At 62.1% G+C, this 23,765-nt stretch carries 22 protein-coding genes; 15 read left to right on the top strand and 7 right to left on the bottom strand.

The window, feature by feature from the left end:
* Positions 1-113 precede the first annotated feature (113 nt).
* Both pdxR and IAE34_RS00425 read left to right on the top strand, forming a co-directional pair.
* The gene (gene pdxR, locus IAE34_RS00420; RefSeq protein WP_200136888.1) at positions 114-1,547 is read left to right on the top strand and encodes a MocR-like pyridoxine biosynthesis transcription factor PdxR; all 1,434 of its coding nucleotides are present in this window, start codon (positions 114-116) and stop codon (positions 1,545-1,547) included.
* 224 nt (positions 1,548-1,771) lie between these two features.
* A complete protein-coding gene (locus IAE34_RS00425; protein WP_200136889.1) occupies positions 1,772-2,209 on the top strand; it encodes a carboxymuconolactone decarboxylase family protein in 438 nt (145 codons plus the stop codon).
* Positions 2,210-2,229: 20 nt separating this feature from the next.
* Here the strand turns inward: IAE34_RS00425 and IAE34_RS00430 are convergent, their stop codons facing one another.
* Positions 2,230-3,225 (bottom strand): bile acid:sodium symporter family protein, encoded by a 996-nt coding sequence (locus IAE34_RS00430; RefSeq protein ID WP_200136890.1) that lies wholly within the window; start codon positions 3,223-3,225, stop codon positions 2,230-2,232.
* 192 nt (positions 3,226-3,417) lie between these two features.
* On the opposite strand from IAE34_RS00430, the gene ampC reads away from it, so the two are divergent.
* A complete protein-coding gene (gene ampC / locus IAE34_RS00435) occupies positions 3,418-4,557 on the top strand; it encodes a class C beta-lactamase (RefSeq protein WP_200136891.1) in 1,140 nt (379 codons plus the stop codon).
* 306 nt (positions 4,558-4,863) lie between these two features.
* Complete coding sequence (locus IAE34_RS00440) at positions 4,864-5,199, top strand: hypothetical protein (RefSeq protein ID WP_200136892.1); 336 nt, start codon at positions 4,864-4,866, stop codon at positions 5,197-5,199.
* Positions 5,200-5,244: 45 nt separating this feature from the next.
* Here the strand turns inward: IAE34_RS00440 and IAE34_RS00445 are convergent, their stop codons facing one another.
* Together IAE34_RS00445 and IAE34_RS00450 are read right to left on the bottom strand one after the other, a co-directional pair.
* Positions 5,245-5,544: a hypothetical protein gene (locus tag IAE34_RS00445; RefSeq protein ID WP_200136893.1), complete on the bottom strand. Its 300-nt coding sequence runs from the start codon at positions 5,542-5,544 to the stop codon at positions 5,245-5,247.
* A gap of 237 nt (positions 5,545-5,781) precedes the next feature.
* Positions 5,782-6,669, bottom strand: a complete 888-nt coding sequence (locus tag IAE34_RS00450) for an EamA family transporter (RefSeq protein ID WP_200136894.1) — start codon at positions 6,667-6,669, stop codon at positions 5,782-5,784.
* Positions 6,670-6,886: 217 nt separating this feature from the next.
* Between IAE34_RS00450 and IAE34_RS00455 the strand changes: the two genes are divergently transcribed.
* The 4 genes from IAE34_RS00455 to IAE34_RS00470 all read left to right on the top strand — a co-directional run bounded on the left by IAE34_RS00455 (position 6,887) and on the right by IAE34_RS00470 (position 11,310).
* Complete coding sequence (locus tag IAE34_RS00455; RefSeq protein WP_200136895.1) at positions 6,887-8,284, top strand: purine-cytosine permease family protein; 1,398 nt, start codon at positions 6,887-6,889, stop codon at positions 8,282-8,284.
* Positions 8,285-8,355: 71 nt separating this feature from the next.
* The gene (locus IAE34_RS00460; RefSeq protein ID WP_200136896.1) at positions 8,356-9,663 is read left to right on the top strand and encodes a substrate-binding domain-containing protein; all 1,308 of its coding nucleotides are present in this window, start codon (positions 8,356-8,358) and stop codon (positions 9,661-9,663) included.
* Between the two features lie 81 nt (positions 9,664-9,744).
* The gene (locus tag IAE34_RS00465) at positions 9,745-10,662 is read left to right on the top strand and encodes an AEC family transporter (RefSeq protein WP_200136897.1); all 918 of its coding nucleotides are present in this window, start codon (positions 9,745-9,747) and stop codon (positions 10,660-10,662) included.
* A 48-nt stretch (positions 10,663-10,710) separates the two neighbouring features.
* Entirely contained in the window at positions 10,711-11,310 is a 600-nt protein-coding gene (locus IAE34_RS00470) for a cell wall hydrolase (protein ID WP_200136898.1), read from the top strand.
* Between the two features lie 14 nt (positions 11,311-11,324).
* On the opposite strand, the gene IAE34_RS00475 is transcribed toward IAE34_RS00470, so the two are convergent.
* Positions 11,325-13,493: a TonB-dependent receptor gene (locus tag IAE34_RS00475; protein WP_200136899.1), complete on the bottom strand. Its 2,169-nt coding sequence runs from the start codon at positions 13,491-13,493 to the stop codon at positions 11,325-11,327.
* A gap of 249 nt (positions 13,494-13,742) precedes the next feature.
* Here IAE34_RS00475 and IAE34_RS00480 point away from each other — a divergent pair, with 249 nt between their 5' ends.
* From IAE34_RS00480 to IAE34_RS00490, 3 genes are all read left to right on the top strand, one after another.
* The gene (locus IAE34_RS00480; RefSeq protein WP_200136900.1) at positions 13,743-14,603 is read left to right on the top strand and encodes a CAP domain-containing protein; all 861 of its coding nucleotides are present in this window, start codon (positions 13,743-13,745) and stop codon (positions 14,601-14,603) included.
* A 62-nt stretch (positions 14,604-14,665) separates the two neighbouring features.
* Complete coding sequence (locus IAE34_RS00485; protein WP_200136901.1) at positions 14,666-15,052, top strand: VOC family protein; 387 nt, start codon at positions 14,666-14,668, stop codon at positions 15,050-15,052.
* Positions 15,053-15,133: 81 nt separating this feature from the next.
* Positions 15,134-15,721 carry a hypothetical protein gene (locus tag IAE34_RS00490; protein WP_200136902.1) on the top strand — a complete coding sequence of 196 codons (588 nt, stop codon included), beginning with the start codon at positions 15,134-15,136 and terminating at the stop codon, positions 15,719-15,721.
* An 18-nt stretch (positions 15,722-15,739) separates the two neighbouring features.
* Here IAE34_RS00490 and IAE34_RS00495 read toward each other — a convergent pair whose 3' ends face one another.
* Positions 15,740-16,585, bottom strand: coding sequence for a site-specific integrase (locus IAE34_RS00495; RefSeq protein ID WP_442793181.1), 846 nt, complete (start codon positions 16,583-16,585; stop codon positions 15,740-15,742).
* Positions 16,586-17,438: 853 nt separating this feature from the next.
* On the bottom strand, positions 17,439-19,037 hold the full coding sequence (locus IAE34_RS00505) for a histidine kinase famiy protein (protein ID WP_200136905.1): 1,599 nt from the start codon (positions 19,035-19,037) through the stop codon (positions 17,439-17,441).
* Positions 19,038-19,275: 238 nt separating this feature from the next.
* On the opposite strand from IAE34_RS00505, the gene IAE34_RS24245 reads away from it, so the two are divergent.
* Together IAE34_RS24245 and IAE34_RS00510 are read left to right on the top strand one after the other, a co-directional pair.
* The gene (locus IAE34_RS24245) at positions 19,276-19,512 is read left to right on the top strand and encodes a hypothetical protein (protein ID WP_233630857.1); all 237 of its coding nucleotides are present in this window, start codon (positions 19,276-19,278) and stop codon (positions 19,510-19,512) included.
* 715 nt (positions 19,513-20,227) lie between these two features.
* Entirely contained in the window at positions 20,228-20,902 is a 675-nt protein-coding gene (locus IAE34_RS00510) for a polysaccharide lyase family 7 protein (protein ID WP_200136906.1), read from the top strand.
* A 396-nt stretch (positions 20,903-21,298) separates the two neighbouring features.
* Here the strand turns inward: IAE34_RS00510 and IAE34_RS00515 are convergent, their stop codons facing one another.
* The gene (locus IAE34_RS00515; protein ID WP_200136907.1) at positions 21,299-21,643 is read right to left on the bottom strand and encodes a hypothetical protein; all 345 of its coding nucleotides are present in this window, start codon (positions 21,641-21,643) and stop codon (positions 21,299-21,301) included.
* 232 nt (positions 21,644-21,875) lie between these two features.
* Here IAE34_RS00515 and IAE34_RS00520 point away from each other — a divergent pair, with 232 nt between their 5' ends.
* Complete coding sequence (locus IAE34_RS00520) at positions 21,876-23,006, top strand: acyltransferase family protein (protein WP_200136908.1); 1,131 nt, start codon at positions 21,876-21,878, stop codon at positions 23,004-23,006.
* 59 nt (positions 23,007-23,065) lie between these two features.
* Positions 23,066-23,275 carry a hypothetical protein gene (locus IAE34_RS00525; protein WP_200136909.1) on the top strand — a complete coding sequence of 70 codons (210 nt, stop codon included), beginning with the start codon at positions 23,066-23,068 and terminating at the stop codon, positions 23,273-23,275.
* The last annotated feature ends 490 nt before the right edge of the window (positions 23,276-23,765 follow it).

Below are 23,765 nucleotides of genomic sequence, written 5' to 3' on the forward strand. Positions count from 1 at the left end.
GTCGGACCAGCGATTGTCGCCCAGCTCGACCCGTGCCGCCACCCCGTGCCAGCTTGCGACTTGCTGTCGCTCGCCTGAACCGGGAAGCTAGTGCTGCCGACTAGGAAAACTCCATGGAATTGCATATCCGCCTCACCGGCCGCCATGGCCTGACCGATCAGCTTTACCAGCAATTGTGCGAGGCCATCGACAGCGGCTATCTTGCAATCGGCACGCAACTGCCGCCCACACGGCTGCTTGCCGAGCAATTGGGCATTTCGCGCAAGACCGTGGCCGAGGCCTATGCGCGACTCTCCAGCGACGCCCGGCTACATGCCGTGGTGGGCCGCGGCACCTTCGTCAGCGACCGTCGAACGGCGCGTCCACCGGCTCGACAGCCGGTGCGACTGGCGGCTGCCGACACCCTCGAACGCTGGCAGCAGCGCGCCACCGTACTGGCGCGCCCAGCGCTGCAGGCGCCGTCGCGCTACGATTTCGCTGGGGGCCTGTCGGCCAAGGCGCAGTTCCCATACGATCGCTGGCGCACCTGCCTTCACCATGCGCTGCGCCGCAGCCAGCACCACCCCGAGCGCGGCGTGCCCGCCCAGGGTCTGCCCGAGCTGCGCGAGGCGATCGCCCGGCACATCGCCTTCGCCCGGGGCGTGCATTGCGACGCCGATGACCTGCTGGTGTGCAACGGCGCCCAGCAGGCACTCGACCTGATCGCCCGGGTATCGATCGAGCCAGGCACGCAAGTCGCCATGGAAGACCCGGGCTATCCTCCGGCGCGTCAGTTGTTCCTGGCCCTGGGCGCTCGCGTGCAATCGGTAGCCGTGGACGCCGAGGGGCTGTGCGTGGAGCAGATCGCCCCGGGAACCCGGCTGATCTACGTCACGCCGTCGCATCAGTTTCCACTCGGCATGCCCATGAGCCAGGCGCGCCGTGAGGCCTTGCTGGCCCGCGCGACCGAGCTCGGCGCCTTGATCATCGAAGACGACTACGACTGCGAGTTCGGCTACCAGGGCCCGGCGGTCGACGCCTTGCAGCGCCTGGATCGACATGGCCTGGTCGCCTACGTGGGCACCTTCTCCAAGACCCTGCTGGCCGAGCTGCGCCTGGGCTATGCCGTATTGCCGCCCAGCGTGCTGCGCGCCGCCTGCGTGGCTAAGCATCTGAGCGACTGGCACAGCCCTACCTTGCCTCAGTGGGCGCTGGCACGGTTCATCGACGAAGGTCATCTGAGCCGACACATCCGTCGCTGCCACGGGCTGTACGCTGCCCGGCGCGCGCGGCTGCTGAACCGCATCGAAGGCGATCTGGCGCCCTGGCTGAGCGCCGTGCCGGCCAGTGCCGGGTTCCACCTGAGCGCACTGGCTGCACCTGGCGTCGACATCGAACGACTGGTCCGCCAGGCTCGGGAGGCAGAGGTGGGCCTGTATTCACTGGCGCCGTTCTTCGTCGAAACACCGCCCAAGCCCGGCCTGCTGATGGGCTTCGGCGCCATCGAGCTGCTGGATATCGACCCAGCCCTGGATCGCGTGCGTGCTGTTCTGGAACGTCAGACCTGACCGACACCCGGCGTCCTGTCGTGGCAAGGCTAGCACGGCTGACCGCCGCGGGCTGGGACCCATCCAGGCAACGTCGACCTCGCTGCGACGGCCTGGACGTAGACCACGGCGTGCCATTGACGGCCCGGCATTGGCCTCTTGTGAATTGCGCAAATTGGCTATCGGCCCGGACGCGTCCGCGGGCTACTCTGCTCGCCCTCAACCCAGCGGACCGGAGAATGACGATGCACGATCGAATCGAGTGGGCCAAAGTGGCGCCGCAGGCCTACAAGGCCATGGCGGGCCTGGAGCAGGCCCTGGCCAATTGCGGCCTGGAGCACTCGCTGCTGGAACTGGTGCGCCTGCGCGCGTCGCAGATCAACGGCTGTGCCTACTGCGTGAACCGCCATGCCAACGACGCGCGCCAGGCCGGAGAGGGTGAAGCACGCCTGCAGACCTTGAGCGTCTGGCAGGAGACCCGCTTCTTCACCGACCGCGAACGGGCTGCACTGGCCTGGCTGGAAAGCCTGACGCGACTACCCGAACGCGGCGCGCCGCAGGCCGAGTACGAGGCATTGCTGGCGCACTTCGAGCCCACCGAAGTGGTCAACCTGACGCTGGCCATCGCCACCATCAATGCCTGGAATCGCTTTGGCGTAGGTTTTGCCATGGTGCCGGCCTGACATACCGCAGCCGCTCACCCTCAGGACCCGGCGGCCGGCTCGTCCAGCAGGGGTTGTTCACGCGCCGCATAGCGCTGGGCCAACACCGCGCAGACCATCAGCTGAATCTGATGGAACAGCATCAACGGCAGGATCATCGCGCCGATTCCGCTGCCCACGAACAGCACCTGCGCCATCGGCACCCCGGTGGCCAGGCTTTTCTTGGAGCCGGCGAACAGAATGGTGATGCGGTCCTCGAGACTGAAGCCCAGGACACGTCCCAGTAAGCGAGTGGCCAGCAGCACCACGGCCAGCAGCACAGCGCATGCGGCGAACAGCCCGAGCAAGTGTTGCGGTGACACGCTGCTCCACAGGCCGGTGATCACGGCCTCACTGAAGGCGGTGTAGACCACCAGCAGGATCGAACCTTGGTCCACGAGTTTCAGCCAGCGCGCGTTCTTCTTGACCCACGCACCGATCCAGCGCCGGGCGATCTGACCGGCCACGAACGGCACCAGCAGTTGCAAGGTGATCTTCAGCACGGCATCCAGGCCCGAGCCGGTGTCGCCAGCGGCGCCGAGCAAGAACATCACCAGCAGCGGCGTCAGGAAGATGCCCAGCAGGCTCGAGGCCGCCGCGCTGCAGATCGCGGCGGGCACGTTACCGCGCGCCAGGGAGGTGAAGGCGATGGCCGACTGAACGGTGGCCGGCAGGGCGCACAGGTACAGCAGGCCCAGATACAGCTCATTACCCACCAGGGGGACGAACAGCGGCTTGAGCGCCATGCCCAGCAACGGGAACATCACGAAGGTGCAGGAGAACACCAGCGCATGCAACCGCCAGTGGCCGGCGCCGGCAATGATGGCTTCGCGCGAGAGCTTGGCACCGTGCAGGAAGAACAGCAGGCCAATAGCCAGGTTGGTGAGCCAGCCGAAGATCACCGCTCCCTCACCCGAGCAGGGCAGGAAGGTGGCGATCAGCACCACCGACAACAGGGTCAGGGTGAATTTGTCGAACAGCATGCGCAGAGACTTCATGGGACATCCGTTGGGTGGTCAGGCGAGCTTTCGACATCAGTCGAAAACATTGGACGGTCACTTCAGCGAGCGTACGGCTTGTCGAAATGCAGGCCTCGACGATAAGGTCTACGCTCGCTCGGCGCTAACGCCGGAACGCCTACCGATGTCGCCGAACGGACATCGACCCGTTGCATGCAAGGATTCAAGACGATGCCCACCTTACGCCCTACCCTCCTGGCCCTGACACTGGTACTGGGCTGCACCTCGGCTGTGGCCGACGACCTGCGCCATCAGGTCGACGCGATCATCCGGCCGCTGATGCAGGCCCAGGACATTCCCGGCATGGCCGTGGCGGTCTATGCCAATGGCCAGGAGCACTATTTCAACTACGGCGTCGCCGACAAGGCGAGCGAACGGCCGGTCACCCGCGAGACCTTGTTCGAGGTCGGCTCGATCAGCAAGACCTACACCGCCACGCTGGTCGCCCTGGCCAGCGCCGAAGGACATCTGGACCTGAACGCGCCCGCCAGCCGCTACCAGCCGTCGCTCGTCGGCAGCGACCTGGGAAAGGCCAGCGTACTGGCCCTGGGCGCCTACAGTGCCGATTGCCTGCCGCTGCAATTTCCTGACGAGGTGACCAACGAGCAGCAAGCCCTGAGCTATATGCAACAGTGGAAACAGAAGACCCCGTCAGGCACCGAGCGCTGCTACTCCAACTCCAGCCTGGGCCTGTTTGGCGACCTGGCCGCGCGAGCACAGCAGCGTCCGTTCCACGCATTGATGAGCCAGCGACTGTTGCCCGCCCTGGGGCTCGAGCACACTTATCTTCAGGTTCCGGACACCGCCCGCGCCCAGTATGCCCAGGGCTACGACGCTCAGAACCGACCGGTTCGCCTCAGCCCCGGCCCTTATGCCGACCAGGCCTATGGCATCAAGACCAACGCCACCGACATGCTTCGCTATCTGCGCTTGCAGATCGAGCCCAAGAGTCTGCCGCGCGCACTCGGCCAGGCCATCGACATCACCCACGCCGGATACTTCCAGGTGGGCAAGATGACCCAGGGCCTGGGCTGGGAGCGCTACCCCTACCCCGTGAACCTTGAGACGCTGGTGGCCGGCAACGACGCCAGCATGGTACGCGAGCCTCACGCGACGCAGCAGCTGCAGCCTGCCCTGCCGGCCGGCCCCGACTACTGGTACAACAAGACCGGCGCCACCAGCGGCTTCGGCGCCTACGTAGCGTTCGTACCTGGCAAGGACGTGGCGATAGCCCTGCTTGCCAACCGCAATTATCCAAACGACGACCGGGTCCGCGCTGCCTACGCGATCCTGTCCAAAGTCGTGCCTTGAAGTTGATGGGTGTCGAAAAATAGGGATTGTCCGACAATATGTAGTGCTCTGAAAATATCACTACAAAATCATTGACGGGTTTCCCCAAGCTTGGGCATGATGAGGCCGTCCCCCTGATCGGGGGCCATGGCAAGGGTGTTCCAGACGGCCTGCGCGGTAACGCAGGCCGTCCTTGGAGAGGGAATCTGTCCAAAAGGCAGCGTGAGAAAGCCCCTGTTGCGATGCTGCTGTAGCAGCCTAGGTAGTGCGCTACATCGAGGTAGCGCCAACTGTGAAAATCACCAACGAATGGGAAATGGGGGCTTTATGATGAACCTGAACAACAATCCGACGATCGATCAACTGGCCCGTCTGTTCGCAGCGCGAAAGGACAGCCAGGACGATCACCTGCTTTGGGTCAGCCAGACCGGCGAAGTACGCCTGGATCGCCTGCCGGCCAACACGGTGGAGCACGAATCCGAGCGGCACATGCCCGAAAGCATGTGCGCACGGTTCAAGGTCTACCGTCGTGGTCAGGGGTATGTCGGCAAGAAAGCGGCAGCTGATACCGGTTTCGTCGAACGGGTGCTGATGACCTTGCAGCAAGAGTGGCCTGCCGCTCGGGAGCGGCAGTCCGTGAGGGTGATCGATCCACTGGCCTGAAACTTCGTCGTTGAAAGAGCCCGGCTACAACGGCCGGGCTTTTTTTCATGCCTGAAGGCGACAGCGCTGCGCGGTATCCAGGGCACCAGTGGCCAGGGCGCGAGCGCGATCCACACCCCACACCAGAGCGCGAGTCATGGTCTGTCCCGGCAGCGCACGGTGATATTCCTCGCAGAGCGCTTTGCCGCTTGGGCCATAGATTCCCAGGAACAGCTGGGTGGCACCAAGTCGCGACAGTCGCACCTGGACGTCGATACTGGTGCCGTCGCTCAATCGTTCATCGTGACAGCGGCTATGCAGTTGTCCATCGGCCCACGTCCAATAGGTCTGGTCCCTGACTCTCATGGAATAACATCCTCCTTTTCCGAAATGCCGCACCAGAAAACCACAACACTCAAGCCGTAGCGAGCGCTACTCGCCGATCCGCTGCGCCGGATCAATAAGGGGTGAGTTAGCACCACCGTTCGGCAGACAGTGCGTGCTTGCAGACTAGCCGGCTCCTGATGATACGCCTGGCCGACATAGCGGGCATCCGACCAGTGGCACATTGCCGCCATCGGAAGCGTCCCGTTGCCCCGTGGTCTACCGCACGCTGGCCGCACGCAGGCGCTGTCCCAGCCGCGAGCCGAACACGTTGATCAACAGCCCGGCCATTACCAGCAGCGCTCCCCAGCCCTGAATCGCGCTCAGGCGCTCGCCAAGCAACCAGGCCGAGGAGCTCAGGCCGATCACGGGTACCAGCAATGAGAACGGTGCCACCTTCCCGGCGGGATGGCGCGATAGCAACGTGCTCCACAGGCTATAGCCGAGCATGGTGGCGACCAGGGCCAGATACAGCAGCGCGAGGATGGAATTCAGGCCGATGTTGGCCAGCGCATGGCCCATGCGCTCCGGACCTTCCAGCCACCATGACAGGGCGAGAAACGGCAGAGGGGGAATCAATCCGCCCCAGATCACCAAGGCCACGAGATCCACCGAGCCGAAACGCCGAGTGATGATATTGCCCATGCCCCACATGGCCCCACCACACAGCGTCAACAGCAACGCCACCAATGGCACGTGACTGCCGTCCTCGCTGCCGATCAGCGCCAGGCCGCCAGCCGCCACCAACAGGCCCAGCACGCTGGCCGGACGCAGCCGCTCGCCCAGGAACAACGCGGCAAAGCCCAGGGTGAAGAACGCCTGCGATTGCAGCACCAATGACGCCAGCCCTGGGGGCATGCCGCTGTACATGGCCTGGAACAGGAATGCGAACTGGCCAAGGGAGATCGTCGCCCCGTACGCGATCAGCCAGCGCCACGGCAACTTGGGTCGCTTGACGAACAACACCGCAGGAAAGGCTACCAGCAAGAACCGCAACGCGCCCAGCAGCATCGGTGGCAGGCCGTCCAGACCGACCTTGATGACCACGAAATTGACACCCCAGGCGACGATGACCACCAGGGCGATCAGCAGGTCCTTGACTGGCATTGCAGGTTCCTTGTTCAGACTTTTATAGACATATTTCGTTACAGCATAAGGCCATTGCGCCGATCCCGGCCAGTACAGTTAGGCGCCAGCGTTGCGCAACAGTAGGCTGTTCAGGCAGTCATGCGAATGAATTGACCGAGTTGTATAGACATGCTCATATGAGGACGCTAATCGTCGTTCATCCCGCCTTACAACAACAACCAAGCGGAGTACACGCATGCCTGTCCAGCCTTTGATCGAGCGGCGTTCGATCGACTACATTCCCCCAAGCGAGCGGCACGGCCGCGTCTACAGCCAGTTCACTCTCTGGCTGGGCGCCAACCTGCAAATTACCGCCATCGTCACCGGCGCCCTGGCGGTGGTATTGGGCGGTGACGTGTTCTGGTCGCTGATCGGGCTGCTGCTCGGGCAATTGATCGGTGGCACGGTCATGGCCCTGCATGCCGCTCAGGGACCCCGGCTTGGATTGCCGCAGATGATCTCCAGCCGCGTGCAGTTCGGCGTCTACGGCGCCGCGATCCCCATGGTGCTGGTATGCCTGATGTACCTGGGCTTCACGGCCACGGGGACGGTACTGTCCGGGCAAGCCATCGGGCAGTTGCTCGGCGTGGCCGACACTACCGGTATCCTGATGTTCGCCGCGGTCATCGTGCTGGTCACCCTGGCCGGCTACCGGGTGATCCACTGGATCGGCCGCGTGGCCAGCGTCCTTGGCCTCGTCGCCTTCGTCTATCTGTTCAGCCGAATCCTGACGCTCGCCGATATCGGCCAACTACTCGACAACCGTCACTTCAGCTGGGCGTCTTTCCTGCTCGCCGTCTCGCTGGCTGCCTCCTGGCAGATCGCCTTCGGACCCTATGTCGCCGATTACTCGCGTTACCTGCCGCGCAGCACTTCGGCACTGAGCACCTTCCTGGCCGCAGGGCTGGGCTCGGTCATCGGTGCGCAGGCATCGATGGTCCTGGGCGTGTTCGCCGCTGCCATCGCCGGTGATGGGTTCGCCGGGCACGAGGTGGCCTACATCGTCGGGCTTGGAAGTGTCGGCGCCACTGCGACACTGCTCTACTTCGCCATCGCCTTCGGCAAGGTGACCATCTCCACCCTCAACAGCTACGGCAGCTTCATGTGCATCGCCACGATCATCAGCGGGTTTCGCGGGCAGGTGGCCATCGGTCGGAGGCAACGGCTGCTGTTCGTCCTCGCGATCGTCGGCGCCTCCACACTGGTCGCGCTGCTGGGCCAGCATGCGTTTCTCGGCGCGTTCAAGTCGTTCATCCTGTTTCTTCTGACCTTCTTCGTGCCGTGGAGCGCGGTGAACCTGGTGGACTACTACTTCATCACTCGCGAGCGCTACGACATTCCGGCCCTGGGTGATCCGAACGGCCGCTACGGGCGCTGGAACTGGTCAGGTATCGCGGTCTATGGTACTGGCGTTCTGGTGCAGATGCCTTTCATCGACACACGGCTGTACACCGGACCGATGGTGGCGCACCTGGGCGGCGTCGATGTGTCCTGGCTGATCGGACTGGTGGTGCCAGGCCTGCTGTACTACTGGATCGCACGGAACAAGGCATCGCTGGCACCGGCGACGTTGATCGAGCCGCCACCGCGCTAGACGCGCCTGTCACGCCTCGGTCACGAGCGTGTCGTAGTCTGCCGGACACGCCTGTGCCCAAGGATTCCGGCATGCTTCGCGTCCTCTTCCTGCTGATCTGCCTGATACCTTCGCTGGTGTGCGCGCAGCCGGTGCTGCTGAGAATCCAGGGTTCCAACACCATAGGTGCTGCATTGGCGCCTGCGCTGGTGCGAGGGTTGTTGCTGAGCCAGGGCGCCCGGGACATCCACACCCAACCCGGCAGCCAGCCCAACGAAGTTCGGATCAGCGGGCAGGATGCTCGCGGCACCCTCCTGAACGTCCTCGTCGCGGCCCACGGGTCGAGCACCGGCTTCAGCGCCCTTGGCCGTGGCGAGGCCGACATGGCAGCGGCCTCGCGCCCGATCACCGCCGAAGAAGCCCTCGCGCTCGCGCACCTGGGCGAGCTGCGTAGCGCACCGAGCGAACAGGTGATCGGCCTGGATGGCGTGGCGATCATCGTACACCCCGGCAATGGCCTGAAGGCTCTGACCACCGTGCAGTTGGCAGACATCTTTTCCGGGCGAATCGCGCGCTGGGAGCAACTGGGCGTGCCAGGCGGCGCGATTCACCTGTACGCCCGCGACGATCGCTCCGGCACCTTCGACACCTTTCGCAGGCTGGTACTGCACCCGCAGGGCCTGTCCCTGGCGGTGGGCGCCGAACGCTTCGAGTCCGGTGAAGCCCTCGCCCAGCAGGTCCAAGCCGATCCCGCTGCCATCGGCTTCAGCAGCCTGAGTGCCGTGCATGGAGCCAGGCTGCTGGCGATCGCCGAAGGCGATGCCCCGGCCCTGCTGCCGACGCCTGCGAACGTGGCCAGCGAAGATTATCCGCTGTCGCGCCGTCTGTTCTTTTATCTGCCTGCCGAACCGACTCCGCTGGCCAGGGCGCTCGCCGACTTCAGCCAGAGCCCGGCCGGACAGGCGATCGTCGCGCGTCAGGGCTTCGTGTCCCAGCAGATCGGCGCGTTTGCCGTGCCGCCCCGCCCAGGGCTGCCACCGGCCTACCGCAGCCTGTCAGCGGATGCCGAGCGGCTGAGCGTCAACTTCCGCTTTCAGGAAGGCAGCGCCAGCCTCGACAACAAGGCCCTGCGCGACGTACGCCGCCTGAGCGACTACTTGCGCCAGACAGGCAAGCTGGCGGATCAGGCCGTGCTGGTAGGTTTCAGCGACTCCAACGAAACCCCGGGCCGCGCAGCCCTGCTCTCGCGCCTCAGAGCCATGGCCGTACGCCGTGAGCTGGCCCGCCAGGGTGTGCAGGTCAGGGCGGTGATAGGCATGGGTGACGAACTGCCGGTGGCGGACAACGAGCTGGCGCAAGGTCGCTTGCGCAATCGTCGCGTGGAGGTATGGGCGTACTGATTCACGCCACGCTTCGAATAACGATGTCGCTGAAACGCACGGCCCGCTACTCTGTGCCGGTACCCGACCTCGGATCCCGCCATGCTGTCCTTGCTGCTCACCACCCTGGTGCCCATCATTCTGCTCATCGCCCTGGGTGCCGTGCTGCGCCTGCGCGGATTCCTCGCCGACGAGTTCTGGCCCGGCGCCGAGCGGCTGAGCTACTACGTCCTGCTGCCGTCGCTGTTCCTGCACGGTCTGGCCACCGCCAACCTCGACGGCGTGCCCGTGCTGGGCATGGTCGCGGTGCTGATGCTCTCGACCGTGCTCGGCGGGTTGTCCCTGATCCTCTATCAAGGGCTCGCCGCCCACGACGGCGCCGACTTCACGTCGATATTCCAAGGCGGGGTGCGCTTCAACAACTACATCGGCGCGACCCTGGCCGCCGGCCTCTATGGCAGCGCCGGTATCGCCCTGGCCGCAGTGGCCAATGCCTCGATCGTGCCGCTGGTGAATCTGCTCTGCGTCCTGGTGTTCGCCCGTTTCAGCGCGCGACACAGTTCGGCGCTCACCGTTTTGCGGGCGATTTTCGCCAATCCGCTTATCCTCGGCTGCGCCGGTGGTCTGCTGCTGCGCGTTACCGGCATGGGCTTGCCGGCCGGACTCGAGCCCACGGTCAAGACACTCGGCCAGGCCTCCCTGCCCCTGGGCCTGCTGTGCGTGGGCGCCGCACTGGGCGGTGCACGCGTGGGCAAACAGGTCAAACCGCTGGTGGCCGCCTCGTTGTTCAAATTCCTGGTCATGCCCCTGACCACTTTCGGTCTGTGCCGGCTGGTGGGCCTGAGCGGCCAGGCGGCCGTGGTCGCAGTGCTGTTCCAGGCTCTGCCCACAGCCTCGTCGTCCTATGTCATGGCGCGTCAGATGGGCGGCAACGCGCCGCTGATGGCCACCATCATCGCACTGCAGACGATGGTGGCGGCGGTCACCTTGCCGCTGATGTTGAGTCTTGCCCTGGGCTGAGTCGGTCTGGCTAGAATGGGTGATTGCCATTCGTACGGATACCGCGACATGCGTCACTGCCTGAGCCTTATCTGCCTGTCCCTCGCCGTGCCGATGGCGGCTGCGCACGCTGCCGCGAGTGCTGTAGCTGCCGTCGCCGAAGACAAGGCCCAGGCCCTGGAGCAGCGGGTGGTGGAGCAGGCCGCCCCGCCCGCGCCGACGGAAAAACTGACCCGCAGCGAAGCCCAGGCCGTCGACCCGAGCGGGCAAGCCCCGCTGGATGACAGCCTCACCTGCCTGGCCCGCACCGTCTATTGGGAGGCCAAGGGCGCCGATGCCCTGGACATGCGCGGCGTGGCCAGCGTGGTACTCAACCGACTCGGCAAGGAAGGCTTTTCCGACAGCATCTGCGGCGTGGTGAAACAGGGCGTGCACACCCGCAGTTGCCAGTTCTCCTGGTGGTGCGACGGCCGTCCGGACCAGGTCGAGGAACCGGCGCGTTATGCCGTGGCCAGGGAGATCGCGCGAAAGGCGCTGAACCAGCAGTTGCCGGACAGCACGGCCGGCGCACTGTTCTTTCATGACCGCCATGTGCGCCCCGGTTGGGCGAGCGCGTATGAACGCACCGCCCAGACGCGGCACTTCCTGTTCTATCGGCCCAGGACCTGAACCCTGATAGAGGATCAGAAATCGATGGTGCCGGAGAACTTGACCAGGCGTGGATCGCCCTGAGTCAGGTAGCCGCCGTTGGCCGACGCCCAGTAGTTCTTGTCGGTGAGGTTTTCCACATTGACACGCAAGGTGACATCCTTTTCCTGGACCTTGACACGATAGCGCGCGCCCACATCGAAGCGGTTCCAGGTCGGCAGTGTGAGGGTATTGCCCGGATTGGCATACTGCCCGCCGGTGCGAAGCATGCGCGCGTTGAGCGCCACGCCATCGAGTCCCGGCACGTCCCAGTCGACGCTGGCGTTGAGCTGGAAGGTCGGCACGCCGACGGCGTGGTTACCATCGTTGGTACCGTTCTGGGTGTTCTTCAGTTCGGTGTCCATGCGCGTGCCGCCGGCCATCAGGCGCAGGCCCTGGATCGGCTCGCCGAACACACTCAGTTCCACGCCTTTGTTGATCTGCTGGCCGTCCTGCACGAACAGGTTGCCCTCGCGATAGCCATCGGTAGGCCGCTCGATGCGGAACACCGCCAGGTTGGCACCATAGCTCTGGCGATCGAGCTTGATGCCCGCCTCCACCTGCTTGGTCTTGGCGGGTGGGAACACCTGTCCGAGGTTGACCACCTCACCGCTGGCCGTGGCGCCCTGGGCCAGGCCCTGGATACTGTTGGCATAGAGTGAAACGGAGGGGTTGAGTTTGTACACGATACCGTACACCGGTGTGGTGACCGCTTCGTCATAGAAAGCCGTACGGCCGGCATCCACGCCGGTCCCGCGGTAGGCATAGCCTTCCACCCGCAGCTGCTGACGGCGCACGCCAGCGGTGAGCAGCAAGGTGTCATCGAACAGTCCAAGGGTATCGGACAGCGCCAGGCTGCGGTTATGGGTCTTGCCCGTCACCCCGGGATCGCTCAAGCGCCCGGCACTGAGGCTGACTGCGGTCGGCCGAGACAGCGGCGTGGTGTCGTAGATGTTGGTCGGCTTGGCCTTGTAGAACACATAGGCGTTTTCCTGCTCGGTCCAGATGGTCGCAGCGCCGAGGTTCAGCTGATGGCTGACCGGCCCGGTCTGGAAACGACCGTTCAGCCCGGTCATGAAGCTGACGTTGTCCTCGTTATGGGGAATCTGCGAACCGCCGATGGTCGCGGCGCCCGTGGCGGCGTCGGTCAACACCGGGGTGCCATAGAAGCCGGTTTCATGGGTACGTTTGGCACCCCCGGACACGTAGCCGCTCCAGTGCTCGTTGAAGTCGTAGTCGGCACGCAGCATGCCGAACGTGTCCTCGGTCTGGGTCCATCCCCAGTCCTGGCCATAGTTGTGATCTGCGCTGGGCGCACGCGGAATGTCGGTGACGCCCGCGCCGAGGCGCACGGTGTTGCGCATATGGTTGACACGCTGTTTCTGGTAGCCGAAATCACCCGACAGGCGCAACGCGTCGCCACGATAATCCAGGCCGGCGACGAACAACTTGCTGCGCTGATCCTGATCGTCGACGGCCGTCTCACCCTCGCGCTGGGACAGATTCACGCGTGCGCCGAAACGATTGTCCTCACCGAAACGCTGACCGATATCCAGGTGTTCGCCGATGCGCCCATCGCTGCTGATGTCCTGGGTGTAGCGACGGGTGGGCACGTCGCCTGCACGCTTGGGCTGCAGGTTGACGTTACCGCCTAGCCCGGTACCGGTAGGACTGGCGCCGTTGAGAAAAGCGTTGGGCCCCTTGAACAGCTCGACCCGCTCGAGCGCATCGGTGGAAATCATCTGCCGGGGCAGCACACCATACAGCCCGTTGAAGGAGACGTCGTCACCGCTCAGTGGCAGCCCCCGGATGACGAACACCTGGGACTGATTGCCGAAGCCGAACGACTGGCGCACCGAGGGATCGTTGAGCAGTACGTCGCCGATGTCTTCGGCCTGCTGATCCTCGATCAACTGCGAGGTGTAGCTGGTTTGCGTGAAGGGCACATCCATCATGTCCTGGTTGCCCAGCACGCCCATCTGTCCTCCTCGCGCGACCTGGCCACCGGCGAAGGTTTCCGGCAGCTGGCCAGAAGCCGGTTTCAGGGCATCGGCATTGATGGCGGTGGCGCCCAGTTCAAGAGGGGCGTCGGCGGCGTGAACATTGAAGCCGAGGGAACAGCAGAGGGCGAGCAGAGTCGGACGCAAGGGGCGAGTGTTGGCCATGGAAGGCTCCTGGTGCTGATTAGAGCCTCCCTGGCGAATGCAAATGAAGTTGAGCCGCATTTATACTGATTATTGAGAACCATTTCCAATCAATTGCACTTTTTTGTTCATTCGCGGTCTATTGCCTCTTTTGCCGCCACTGAGTCGCCGGTGGTTTATCGCAACACACGGGCCAGGCCAAAAGCCGGTAGCTTGTGTAGGATGGGCAGCGCCCCCACGAGGCCGCTGCCAGTCATAGGGAGATTCTTGATGCGTGTCCTGTCATCCCTCGCCTGCCTCGGCCTCGTCTGGTCGAGCCTGGCGTTTTCGGCCAGTGCCCAGGCCACCAGCGGCGACGAAGCGCAACTGATCGAAGCGATCAACGCCTACCGCAGCCAGGCCCAGCGCTGCGGCGGCGAAGCGTCGCTGGAACTCCCGCCGCTCAACAGCGACACTCGCCTGGCACTGTCTCCCGAGGGTACCCGGGATCTGCAGCAAGCCATGACCCGCGCGGCTTACCCCATGGTCAACGTGCAGGCCATCAGCCTGTCTGGCCCGCGGGATGCCAAAGCGGCCATGAGCGCTGTCGAGGAAAGCTTCTGCCAGGTCGTGCTCGACCCGCAGTTCGTCGATATCGGGGTCAGCCAGGAAGGCCGCGACTGGCGCATCGTGCTGGCCCGTCCCCTGCTCAGCGGACGCCTGGGCGACTGGCAGGCCGAGGGACAGAAACTCCTGCAGGAAGTCAACGCGGCACGCAAGCTGCCTCGCCAGTGCGGTGGCCAGCCCTTCGCCGCCGCCCAACCCCTGACCTGGAATGCGATTCTCGCCGGGGCCGCGGCCAATCATACTCGTGCCATGGCCAACCAGAACTTCTTCGACCATATCGACCGTGACGGCCGCACCCCAGGGGATCGCGCCGAACTGGCAGGCTACCTGTATCAGCAGATCGGCGAGGACATCGCGGCAGGCCGCGACACTCCGCGCAAGGTGGTTGACGGCTGGCTGGCCAGTCCCGGGCACTGCGCCACCCTGATGAATCCCGATTACCGTGAGCTGGGTGCGGCGTATGCGGTCGACCCGAAAAGCGATGCGGGCATCTACTGGACCGCAATGTTCGGTTCCCCACAGTGAGGGCTGGCCAAACCCAGCGTAGCGTCTTTACTTACAGCTAAGCCCTATAGAGCGAGCTGCCTATGAAGATCGTGGTGACCAGCATCCTCGTCGACGACCAGGCCAAGGCACTGGCTTTCTACCATTATGTCCTCGGCTTTCAACCCAAGGACGACCGCCCCATGGGCCGCCATCGCTGGCTTACCCTCACCTCGCCGAACGATCCCAACGGCGTGGAGTTGCTGCTGGAGCCGGACGTTCACCCCGCTGCGCGGATCTACAAGGCCGCGCTGAAGGACGATGGCATTCCCGCCACCTCGTTCGCCGTACGCGATGTCCAGGCCGAGTACACCCGCCTGTGCGCCAGCGGCGTGGTGTTCACCCAGCCGCCAATCACCCATGAGGCCTTGACCCTGGCGGTGTTCGACGATACCTGCGGCAACCTCATCCAGATCAGCCAACGTCAATGAGCGCTCAGGCTGTCGAGTCCCCGGCAGCCTGCGATCCATTCCCCAGACCTGCTGGCGCACCCTTGAACAGCGAGCCGCCCGATGCGTTATGAATTCAGCGAAGTGCTCAACGACCTGATCGACTACTTCCTGCTCGGCGATATCCAGCGCCTGGCGCGGTTTCAGGACGACAATGCGCTGCCGGATGACCTGGCCCACGCCTTCACCACCGGGGACAGCGGCGATCGCGCGGTGCTCGAAGGCGTGGTCGTGCCGCTGGCCGGTATCGACAACCTGCCCTACCACATCATCTTCAGCCTCGACGAGGCGATACCGGCCCTCCTGCAGCCGGACAGCCGCCTGGTCCATCGCCGTGCCGGGTATGTCGTGCATGTGGAGCACGGGGCGCTGATGCTGTTCACCTGGCGTATCCTTCAGCACTTCACTCCCAGGGCCCTGGGCGACCTGCTCGCCCGCTACCAGGCACCGGGCCGCCCGCAGATCGAACTGGACAACGGCTGGTACCAGGTCGAAATCCTAGCCGGTGCGGTGATGCGCGAAGGCATTTACGAGCCTGCCTTCGAATTCGTCCTCAGCCGCACCCACTGCCGGCGGCCAGCGGCCGATATCGATGTGGGTTATCGCTTCGGGCTGGCTGACGATGCAGCATCCTGCACACCCGCCCGGTGACGCGCCTGGAGCCATCGTTCAGTAGTCGAAGCGCTCGACCGCACGTCGGCGCTCGTTGTCATCGCGGCGGTCATAACTGGCCGTGGTCTGGATGTTGGCGTGGTGCGCCAGCTTCTGGGCGATCGACAGATCGTGCTCCTCGATCACTCGGGTGATGAACGCTCGGCGAAAATCGTGAGGCATGATCTTCGCGCCGACCTGGGCTCCGCGCTGGCGAGCGATGTAGTAGATGGCGTGCTTGGTGATTCGCGCCCGGGTGATGTGGTTGCCCCGCCGAATCCTGTTGAACAGAAACGCGTCGTCTTCGCTGCCAGCTGGCAGATGTTCACGACGAAGCGCCAGCCAGGCTTGGAGTTTCTCGAACGCCCAGGCCGGGGCGTACTTGATCAACTGACGGTTGCCTTTGCCGAGCACCTGCAAGCTGCGCTCGGTGAAATCGACATCGGCCAGGTCGATGTCCACCGACTCGGACTTGCGCATCCCGGTGCCATACAGCAAGGCGATGATGGCCGCATCGCGCACGCCCTGTGGACGAGGGTCTGCCGCGCACACCTCCATCAGTTCCCGAATCAGGCTGCGCCTGAGGTTGCGCCCCGGAGGCAGGCGCGTGCCGGAGGCGGGCTTGACCTCGCGAATACGCAGCAACCGTTCATGGGTGATCAGGCCCTGGCGCCAGGCTTCGTTCATCACCCCGCGCACGGCATTGACGTACAGCGAGGAGGAATTCGGGGCATAGCCATCGGCCCGCAGCACCGCCACCAGCCCGATGATGTCTGCAGGCTCGAGCCCGTGCCAGGGCACCGCTGCGATGTCGCAGTCCGCGAACCCCAGGCGGTCGGCGGCATCCTGGAGGACGTAGCGCATGGTCAGTTGGCTGGAAGGTGCCAGACGGGCCAGGTACTGCAGGACGGGGTTGGGCAGTGAGTCGGTCAAGGGTGAATCCTGGTGCGAAAAACGATGCGCTCGAAATGTCGGCAGCAATGCCATCAGATTGAAATCAAAGGCGTTTATCGAGCGGCGGGGATGCAATGTTAACCGATGAAACGTCAAGGTTCGAACTCGAGCTACGAGCCTGTGGCTGGTGAAAATGGCAAAGGCCCTTGTCGGGCCTCTGTCATGTTAGGCACAACGACGCTTACGGCTTGGGATGTTCGCTGGACACCGCATTGTTGGCGTCCACATCGCTGATGCCCTGGCGCGCGACAGGTTCGTCCTGCGAGGTACGGGCGGTCCCGTTGTCGCGTGGCACCTGGGAGTCCTGATCGGATCCTGGGTTACCCGGCGGTGGCGTCCAGTCCTCAGGCTTGCCACCCGCAGCCTGCCGGGGCTCGGAGGCGGTATGTTCGAGGTCAGACCCACGCCCTGTATCGTCTTGAGCACCTGCAGGTCCGGGGTAAGCGGCTGCTGGGCCGTTGTCGTCTCTGGTCATGCTGATTCTCCCGTCTGTAGGCACCGTAGGTGTGCCCTTACGAAGTTGTGAGGGCACCCGCGTGCCATAAGTGCCTTGCGAGAGACGAACGGCCGGGGGTGAGCGTCTGCGTCACTCTGCTCCGGGGGGAATGCCATCCTTGTTCTTGTCCCTGAGCCTGGCTTTTTCAGCATCGGTGGAATGGGCAGGAACCTGATCCTGCGGCGCCTCTTTCTTCTGGTCGGTCATGGACGTCTCCTGGGTGAGTCAAGGTTGGGCACGGCTGTCGGAAAAACGTACAGCCCGTCGTCATACTCCGCCGGGCGAATCCAGCACCTGGCGGACCTTGCGGGCCAGTTCCTGCGGGAGATAAGGCTTGGAAATCACCTCGAATTCGGCCCCGCCGATGTCCGTACGCTCGATCGAGCTCTTGGCATAGCCCGTGGTGAGCAGCACTTTGATCGCAGGGCGCTGCGACTGGACCCTGCGTGCCAGGGTCACACCATTGATGCCACCCGGCATGATCAGGTCAGTGAACAACAGATCGAAATCGTGATCGTCCTCGAACATCTGCAGGGCCTGGTGCGCGTCCTTGGCGACCACCGTCTGGTAGCCATGCTCTTGCAGAATCACCTGGGCCAGTTCGGCCACATCCAGGCGGTCCTCGACGATGAGCACCCGCTCGTGCCCTACCTTGGCCTGAGTGGACGGACGCTGCTCCAGGGGCTGCAGTTCGCTGGCATCGGCGGGAAAATAGAAGCGCAGAGTGGTACCGACCTGCTCCTCTGAATAGATCTTCACAGCGCCGCCGGACTGCTTGGCGAAGCCGTAGACCATCGACAGCCCGAGACCCGTACCCTTGCCCTCGTCCTTGGTGGTGAAGAATGGGTCCATGGCCCTGTCGCGCACCAACTCGGACATGCCGCCTCCATTGTCGGTAATGGCCATGCACACATAGCTGCCCGCCAGCAGCCCCTCGTAGGAAGCACGTGCATCCGGGGTGACGATCACGTTGCGCGTCTCGATGTTCAACGCTGAACCTTCGTCGCCTGCCATCGCGTCGCGGGCATTGATGATGACATTGAGCAGGGCGATCTGTGCCTGGGCAGGATCGATCCGGCAATTGTGCAACCCAGGATCCAGGTCCAGGGTCACCGTGATGCCGTCGCCGAGGGTCTGGTTGATCAGCACCTTGGCATCGGTGACGATCTGGTTGATGTTGATCACCCGCCCCTGCAGCGATTGTTTGCGCGAGAACGCCAGCAGTTGCTTGGTCAGGGTATTGGCCTTTTCCACCGCATTGTTGGCGTAGGTCAGGTTGCGCACGATCTTGGCGAAGTCCGGCTGCTCTTTCTCGGCTGCGGCCTTGGATAATGAAACGTAGCCACCGATCACCTGGAGCAGGTTGTTGAAGTCATGCGCGATGCCCCCGGTCAACTGGCCCAGGGCCTCCATCTTCTGCGACTGACGCAGCGCCTCCTCCACGTCGCGGCGGCGGCTCACATCCAGCTGAGAAGCGAAGAAATAGGTCAGCTTGCCCGCATCGTTGTAGATCGGCGAAATGAACAACGCATTCCAGAACGAGCTGCCATCCTTGCGGTAGTTGAGCACTTCGGTGGAAAAGTCGTAGCGCTGCTCGACCGCCTGGCGAATCGCTGCGACCACTTCAGGATCGGTATCCTTGCCTTGCAGGAACCGGCAATTGTGACCCAGCAGCTCATCGACGTCATAGCCCGTCATTTCCTGAAACGCATGATTGGCGAAAATGATCGGGTTGTCTGGCTGGTTGGGATCGGTGACGATCATCGGCATGCGGGTACTTTCGACCGCCGCGAAGAAAATGTCCTTGGGATGGCCAAGCACGTCGGCAGTGAAGCGGTTGTCGACTCTGAGATCACTGTTGGGCACTACGAGCTCCTCACCAGGGCTGCCTCGGAGCGCAAGCCGATGCTGCGCGGCGGCTGCAAACGTCGAGGAATACCGAGAATACGGCGTATGTTGCCTTTGATGCCTGGACGACGTCTATGTTCGGAGTTTTTTGCCAATCTGCGCAGTTATCTACTCTATTCTGAAGCGAATGCACCCTCCGCGGCCTTCGTCTGCCGGGTTCACGCTTCTAGGTCCTATGGCTATCAAGGTATCGCGCATGAGTATTCGCAGTCTGGCAAGACACCTCCCTGCCGATCCGCACAGACAAGGATGGGTACTGGGATGGGGTGTACTCAGACGCCGTCATCCCTGGCACCTGGTCGATGTGTTTGCGGATCGATACGCCGCGCAGGCAGAAGCATCGCGGCGCGGTGGTGATTACGTAGTAGAGCATGGGTCGCACCGGCTCGGCACCGACGAGTTCATTTGCGGGGTGAATCTGCCTGAAGGGTGAGGATATCGGCGCCAAGGTCGCCGCTCATCGTCCGCAGGCGTGACCCATACCGAAATAGGTGGGCGCGTTGGCGTTCCCCAGGGTTGGAGCCGGACGGGCTTTGGATCAACCTTGATCACGCCGACGGGCTTTTCTACGTTTGAGCGTTGACCAGCAGAAATGAACAGGGTGGATGACTACCGCCAGTACGCACACTGAAGCGATGAAGAATAGAAACAGCAATCCCAATTCCATATGTGCAAACATATGACACTCCTTGGCTTATATGCCCAATCCATTTGAACAGCCACCTCGGTTCATTCTTGTCATTTGAATACGGACCAATGAACCGAGATGAACATGCGCCCTACGTCAAACGGGCGTCCGTCTGATCGAATAGTTTTTCCTCGACCGATGGGCGGTATCAGCGATCATGACTCTGCCCAGGTACCCCGGAGAAGGTTCACGGCCTCTGCCCACTGATAAAACCCTCGATTTCAGGCTAGAGAATCGTTTCAGCACACGCAACGTATGTCATGCAAAATTAATCTTCTTTCATGATTCGAACTTCGCGAGAAACTTTTTCAGCGCCATCTTGACCCACGCAGCGGAGCCGTCATGCAAGGGCGCTCCATGATGGAGCCTCGTACTGACCAGCACTTGGAATCAAGCGAGTGTTGATGCAAGATTTTCGCCGCGCTGATTCAATTTGTTATCAAATTCCAAGGAGGACCGAATGAGCGTCGATATAGACGACCTGACGATCACTACACCTGTGGCCCGCTCGTCAACCAACCCTGTTGCGCTTGAACTCAGCGGCGCGCAAGCGCTTTCCCGCTTCCCGGACGTTGTCCGAATGCTGGATGACGGCTCGGTTCAATTCACCGCCCCCACACGAGGCGCATCCAGTAAAAGCACTCGACGCACTCGCTGCGAATGGTCCGAATCCGTCGACTGGAAACTGTCGAGTGCGGCGAATCACGTCAACCGGCAGACCCTGCGGCTCGACAAGGTCAACTCGGCGCGCAAGGTCGTCATTGCCCAGATGCACGTGAGGGGAGATGACGGCCCGCCTGTGAAAGTGTTCTGGAACAAAGGCAGCATCACCCTCGGTTTTCGCCCCCGCTACGACCAGACGACACCTTCGAATTCGACCATCCTCGAAGGTGTGCCTCTGGGTACCGTGTTCAGCTTGGAGATTCATGTCAGCTCCAAGGGTCTGGTTACAGTCTCGGCGACCTGCAATGGCGCCTCAGGGTCGTCCACCCCGCTTCAGCTCGATGACAGCTGGAATTCTCATCTCTTCGAGTTTCATGGCGGGATCTACAACCAGATCGACTACAACGATGCGACGCCGGCCAGTGATGGATCGGTCTGTGTGATCAGGGAGCTCGGGTTGAGGCATGAGTAATATAGAGCAGCGTTGCTAGATTGATCGACAGCGCAATGAACCAGTGATACGTGAAATTCCCGAGCGCGACCCAGAGCAATGCGCGAAGGCTCCAGTGGTTGGAGGAGGAGCTCGCTGTTCGAGAGCGCGTACAGAATCGTGCCAACATGGCATGCGGTCAGTAGATCAACTTCGAAAAAGGTCAAAGGCGCCCTCTTGAAGCCAGAAAATGCGCAATTCCGAACACATACTAAAACTGCTCGCCACTTGGCTGTTCCTAAGGCATCACACCGTTCAAGTCTGTATCACTCAACTGTATCCGGGCGGGTGTTCCTTCCGAACGGTGGAAGCCAAGAGCGGAATCGAACCGGCGTAAACGGATTTGCAATCCCCTAAGAGACTCAGGTTTTTTGGGGGTCAGCCTGCATGCCACGGAATCACTGGCTTATGCCTTAATTGCTGGTGCTGGTAGTTCATGACCATTTGGGACATCCAGTGTCTCAGGATTGTCCCGCGCTTTTCTTCCTTTATATGCCTAGCCTCCGAATTAGCCAAACGCGCCAGGGCTGCTTCCTCGATCATCAGGTATAGCCGCTCGATTGTCTGGGCCGAGATGGCCTTCAAGATTTCCAGCGACTCCACCAAGCCCTCGGCCCGTGCTTGGGCGACCAGGCAGTTCACCGCGCTGTCGCACGGGTCGATGTCTGTCAGGCGCTTGCGCAGCAGGCCGTGGATCTCCTGCGGCATGACGATGCCCGGCATGAACTCACCGGCCTATGCGTTACCGTAACGATTGCTCACTGGATCCTTCTCCCCTAGAGAGAGGCCATTATAGATTGACTCGCAGGCCAGCCCAGCTATTCGGCTGCGCTCGAGCGCAGCTGACTGCCCTCTCCTTCCATCATCTGGCTATCGAAATCCAACACAGGAGCCTCGCCAATAAAACGAGGGAATCTATGGTAGTTTTGCAGACCCAAGACAAGACCCTAACAACATGGATACCTCCGTACTGAGCATTTCTGCAAACAGCAGCCGTTCACAGAATATTGATACCCTTCGATTACTGCTCGCCGTCTGGGTGGTGGTCACGCACTTGGCGCCGTGGGCTTTTGCCGTACAGGGGCCGTCCGCAATACCCGAGAGCATTCTCTTGCTCACCCAATGGCTGGAAGGTGTATTCCAGGGGAATAGCGAAACGCATCCGGCGGTTCTCGGCTTCATCGTCCTGAGTGGATACTGCATACACCGCAACGGCTTGAGATCGCACCGCGACGGTGTCGCCGCTTATGCGATCCGCCGGTTCTTCCGCATCTACCCGGTTTTCTTCCTGGCATCGTTATTCGGATTCGGGATGTTCTATATCGCCTCTCGGATCAACCCGGACGCCGCCCCAATGGTTTCGGGCACGCATGAGTTGACCATTGAGAGCATGCTAAGGAAGCTGCTGACCACCGAGGCCGTAAGCCCTGGCGACTACTTCCCCTCGATCCAGGGCAATGGGCCGCTGCAAACCGTGGCCGTCGAGATGTGGCTCTACGCGGTCTATCCTCTCGCACTGCTGATTATCGGTCGGCTTTCCGATCGGGCTTGGTGGGCAGTTGTGGCGGCCTGCTGGATTGCAAGCGTTGGCATCAACACGTTCATACCTGAATGGCGGTACTGGTCCTTCAACGCCAGCTTGATCGCATTCGTCCCTTTCTGGTGGATAGGACTTAAGTTCACCGACCCTAATTTCGCCCGCGTCATGGGCCGCATCGTGATGCTGCCGGCAGCTGCCTGGCTGATTATCACTGTCTTTCAGAAAGATTTCGGGGCTTACACCCAGCTGTTCGCCGGCATTCGCCAGGTCATGTTCGCCCTGTGCTTCGGTTGCCTGATCTCGTTCATCGACAAAGCTCGAAGCACTTCGGGCAATCCCCTTGGGGTGGTTGGATCTGCTGGCTACAGCATCTATGCCTTCCACGCGCCAGTCGTCTATGTGTTGGTTATTTGCGGTGTGCCATGGTGGCTGATTGGGCTTATAGCCATTGCAATAGGTGTTGCCGCCTTCCAGTTTATCGAGAAGCCATTCATGAGGATCGGCCGGCGCTTGGCCACTCATCATGCAGGGCTTCGCTGCGCATGATGTGAACGCTCGGCCAGCTGCGGGATCATCGGCCCATCGTAGAGGACTGTTTAATTCTCATGAAATCCTTGAAAGCGATGATCTCGCCTATCCAGTTAGAAATCATGGTAGTGGTCGCCCTGTGTGCAGCGCAACTCCCCCAGGTGTTGCCAAACTCTGTTGCCGCCGATGCTTGCGGAACAAAGTACAACTTGGACCCTCTGTGGAACATGGGAATCATTCCGGTCGGCATGCCTACCACACAAACATTCGAAGGAAATCCCGCATAAATCAAATTATTGATACCGGCACTTTTTAAGTATCCCTCAAATTTTCAATCGTCCATATTCGAATGATAGACGACGTCTTCACCACCTGAATCAACAATAGCCTGTAATGCTGGATCTATCCTGGCGGCATATCCCAAGTTAATCGTGGCTGGATCGTTTGTCACGATAACTACCTTCAGCCCAAGGTGACAGCATGCTTTACCAAAGGCACCAACCTTTTGGAATACACGCTCTTGAAGTGTAGGTTCATCACGGGCGAACCGGTGTCCTCCCAAGGATCCATCACCACCACAGCCGTCTTATCTTTCGTCAGCGTTCGGGTGAAGACATATTTTCCTTCTTTCACTTTGAAGAAGGCCTCGCCTTTACGCTGCTCTGGAATCAGGTTCCCAGCCTGATCAAGTGCAAAATGTGAATGTCGCCAAATTTTTATCTGGTACTCAGGCGATTTTCTTCCGCCTCAGCATGCAGAACAGACGATACGACCAAG

It is taken from the genome of Pseudomonas sp. S30 (assembly GCF_016518545.1).
GTDB lineage: Bacteria > Pseudomonadota > Gammaproteobacteria > Pseudomonadales > Pseudomonadaceae > Aquipseudomonas.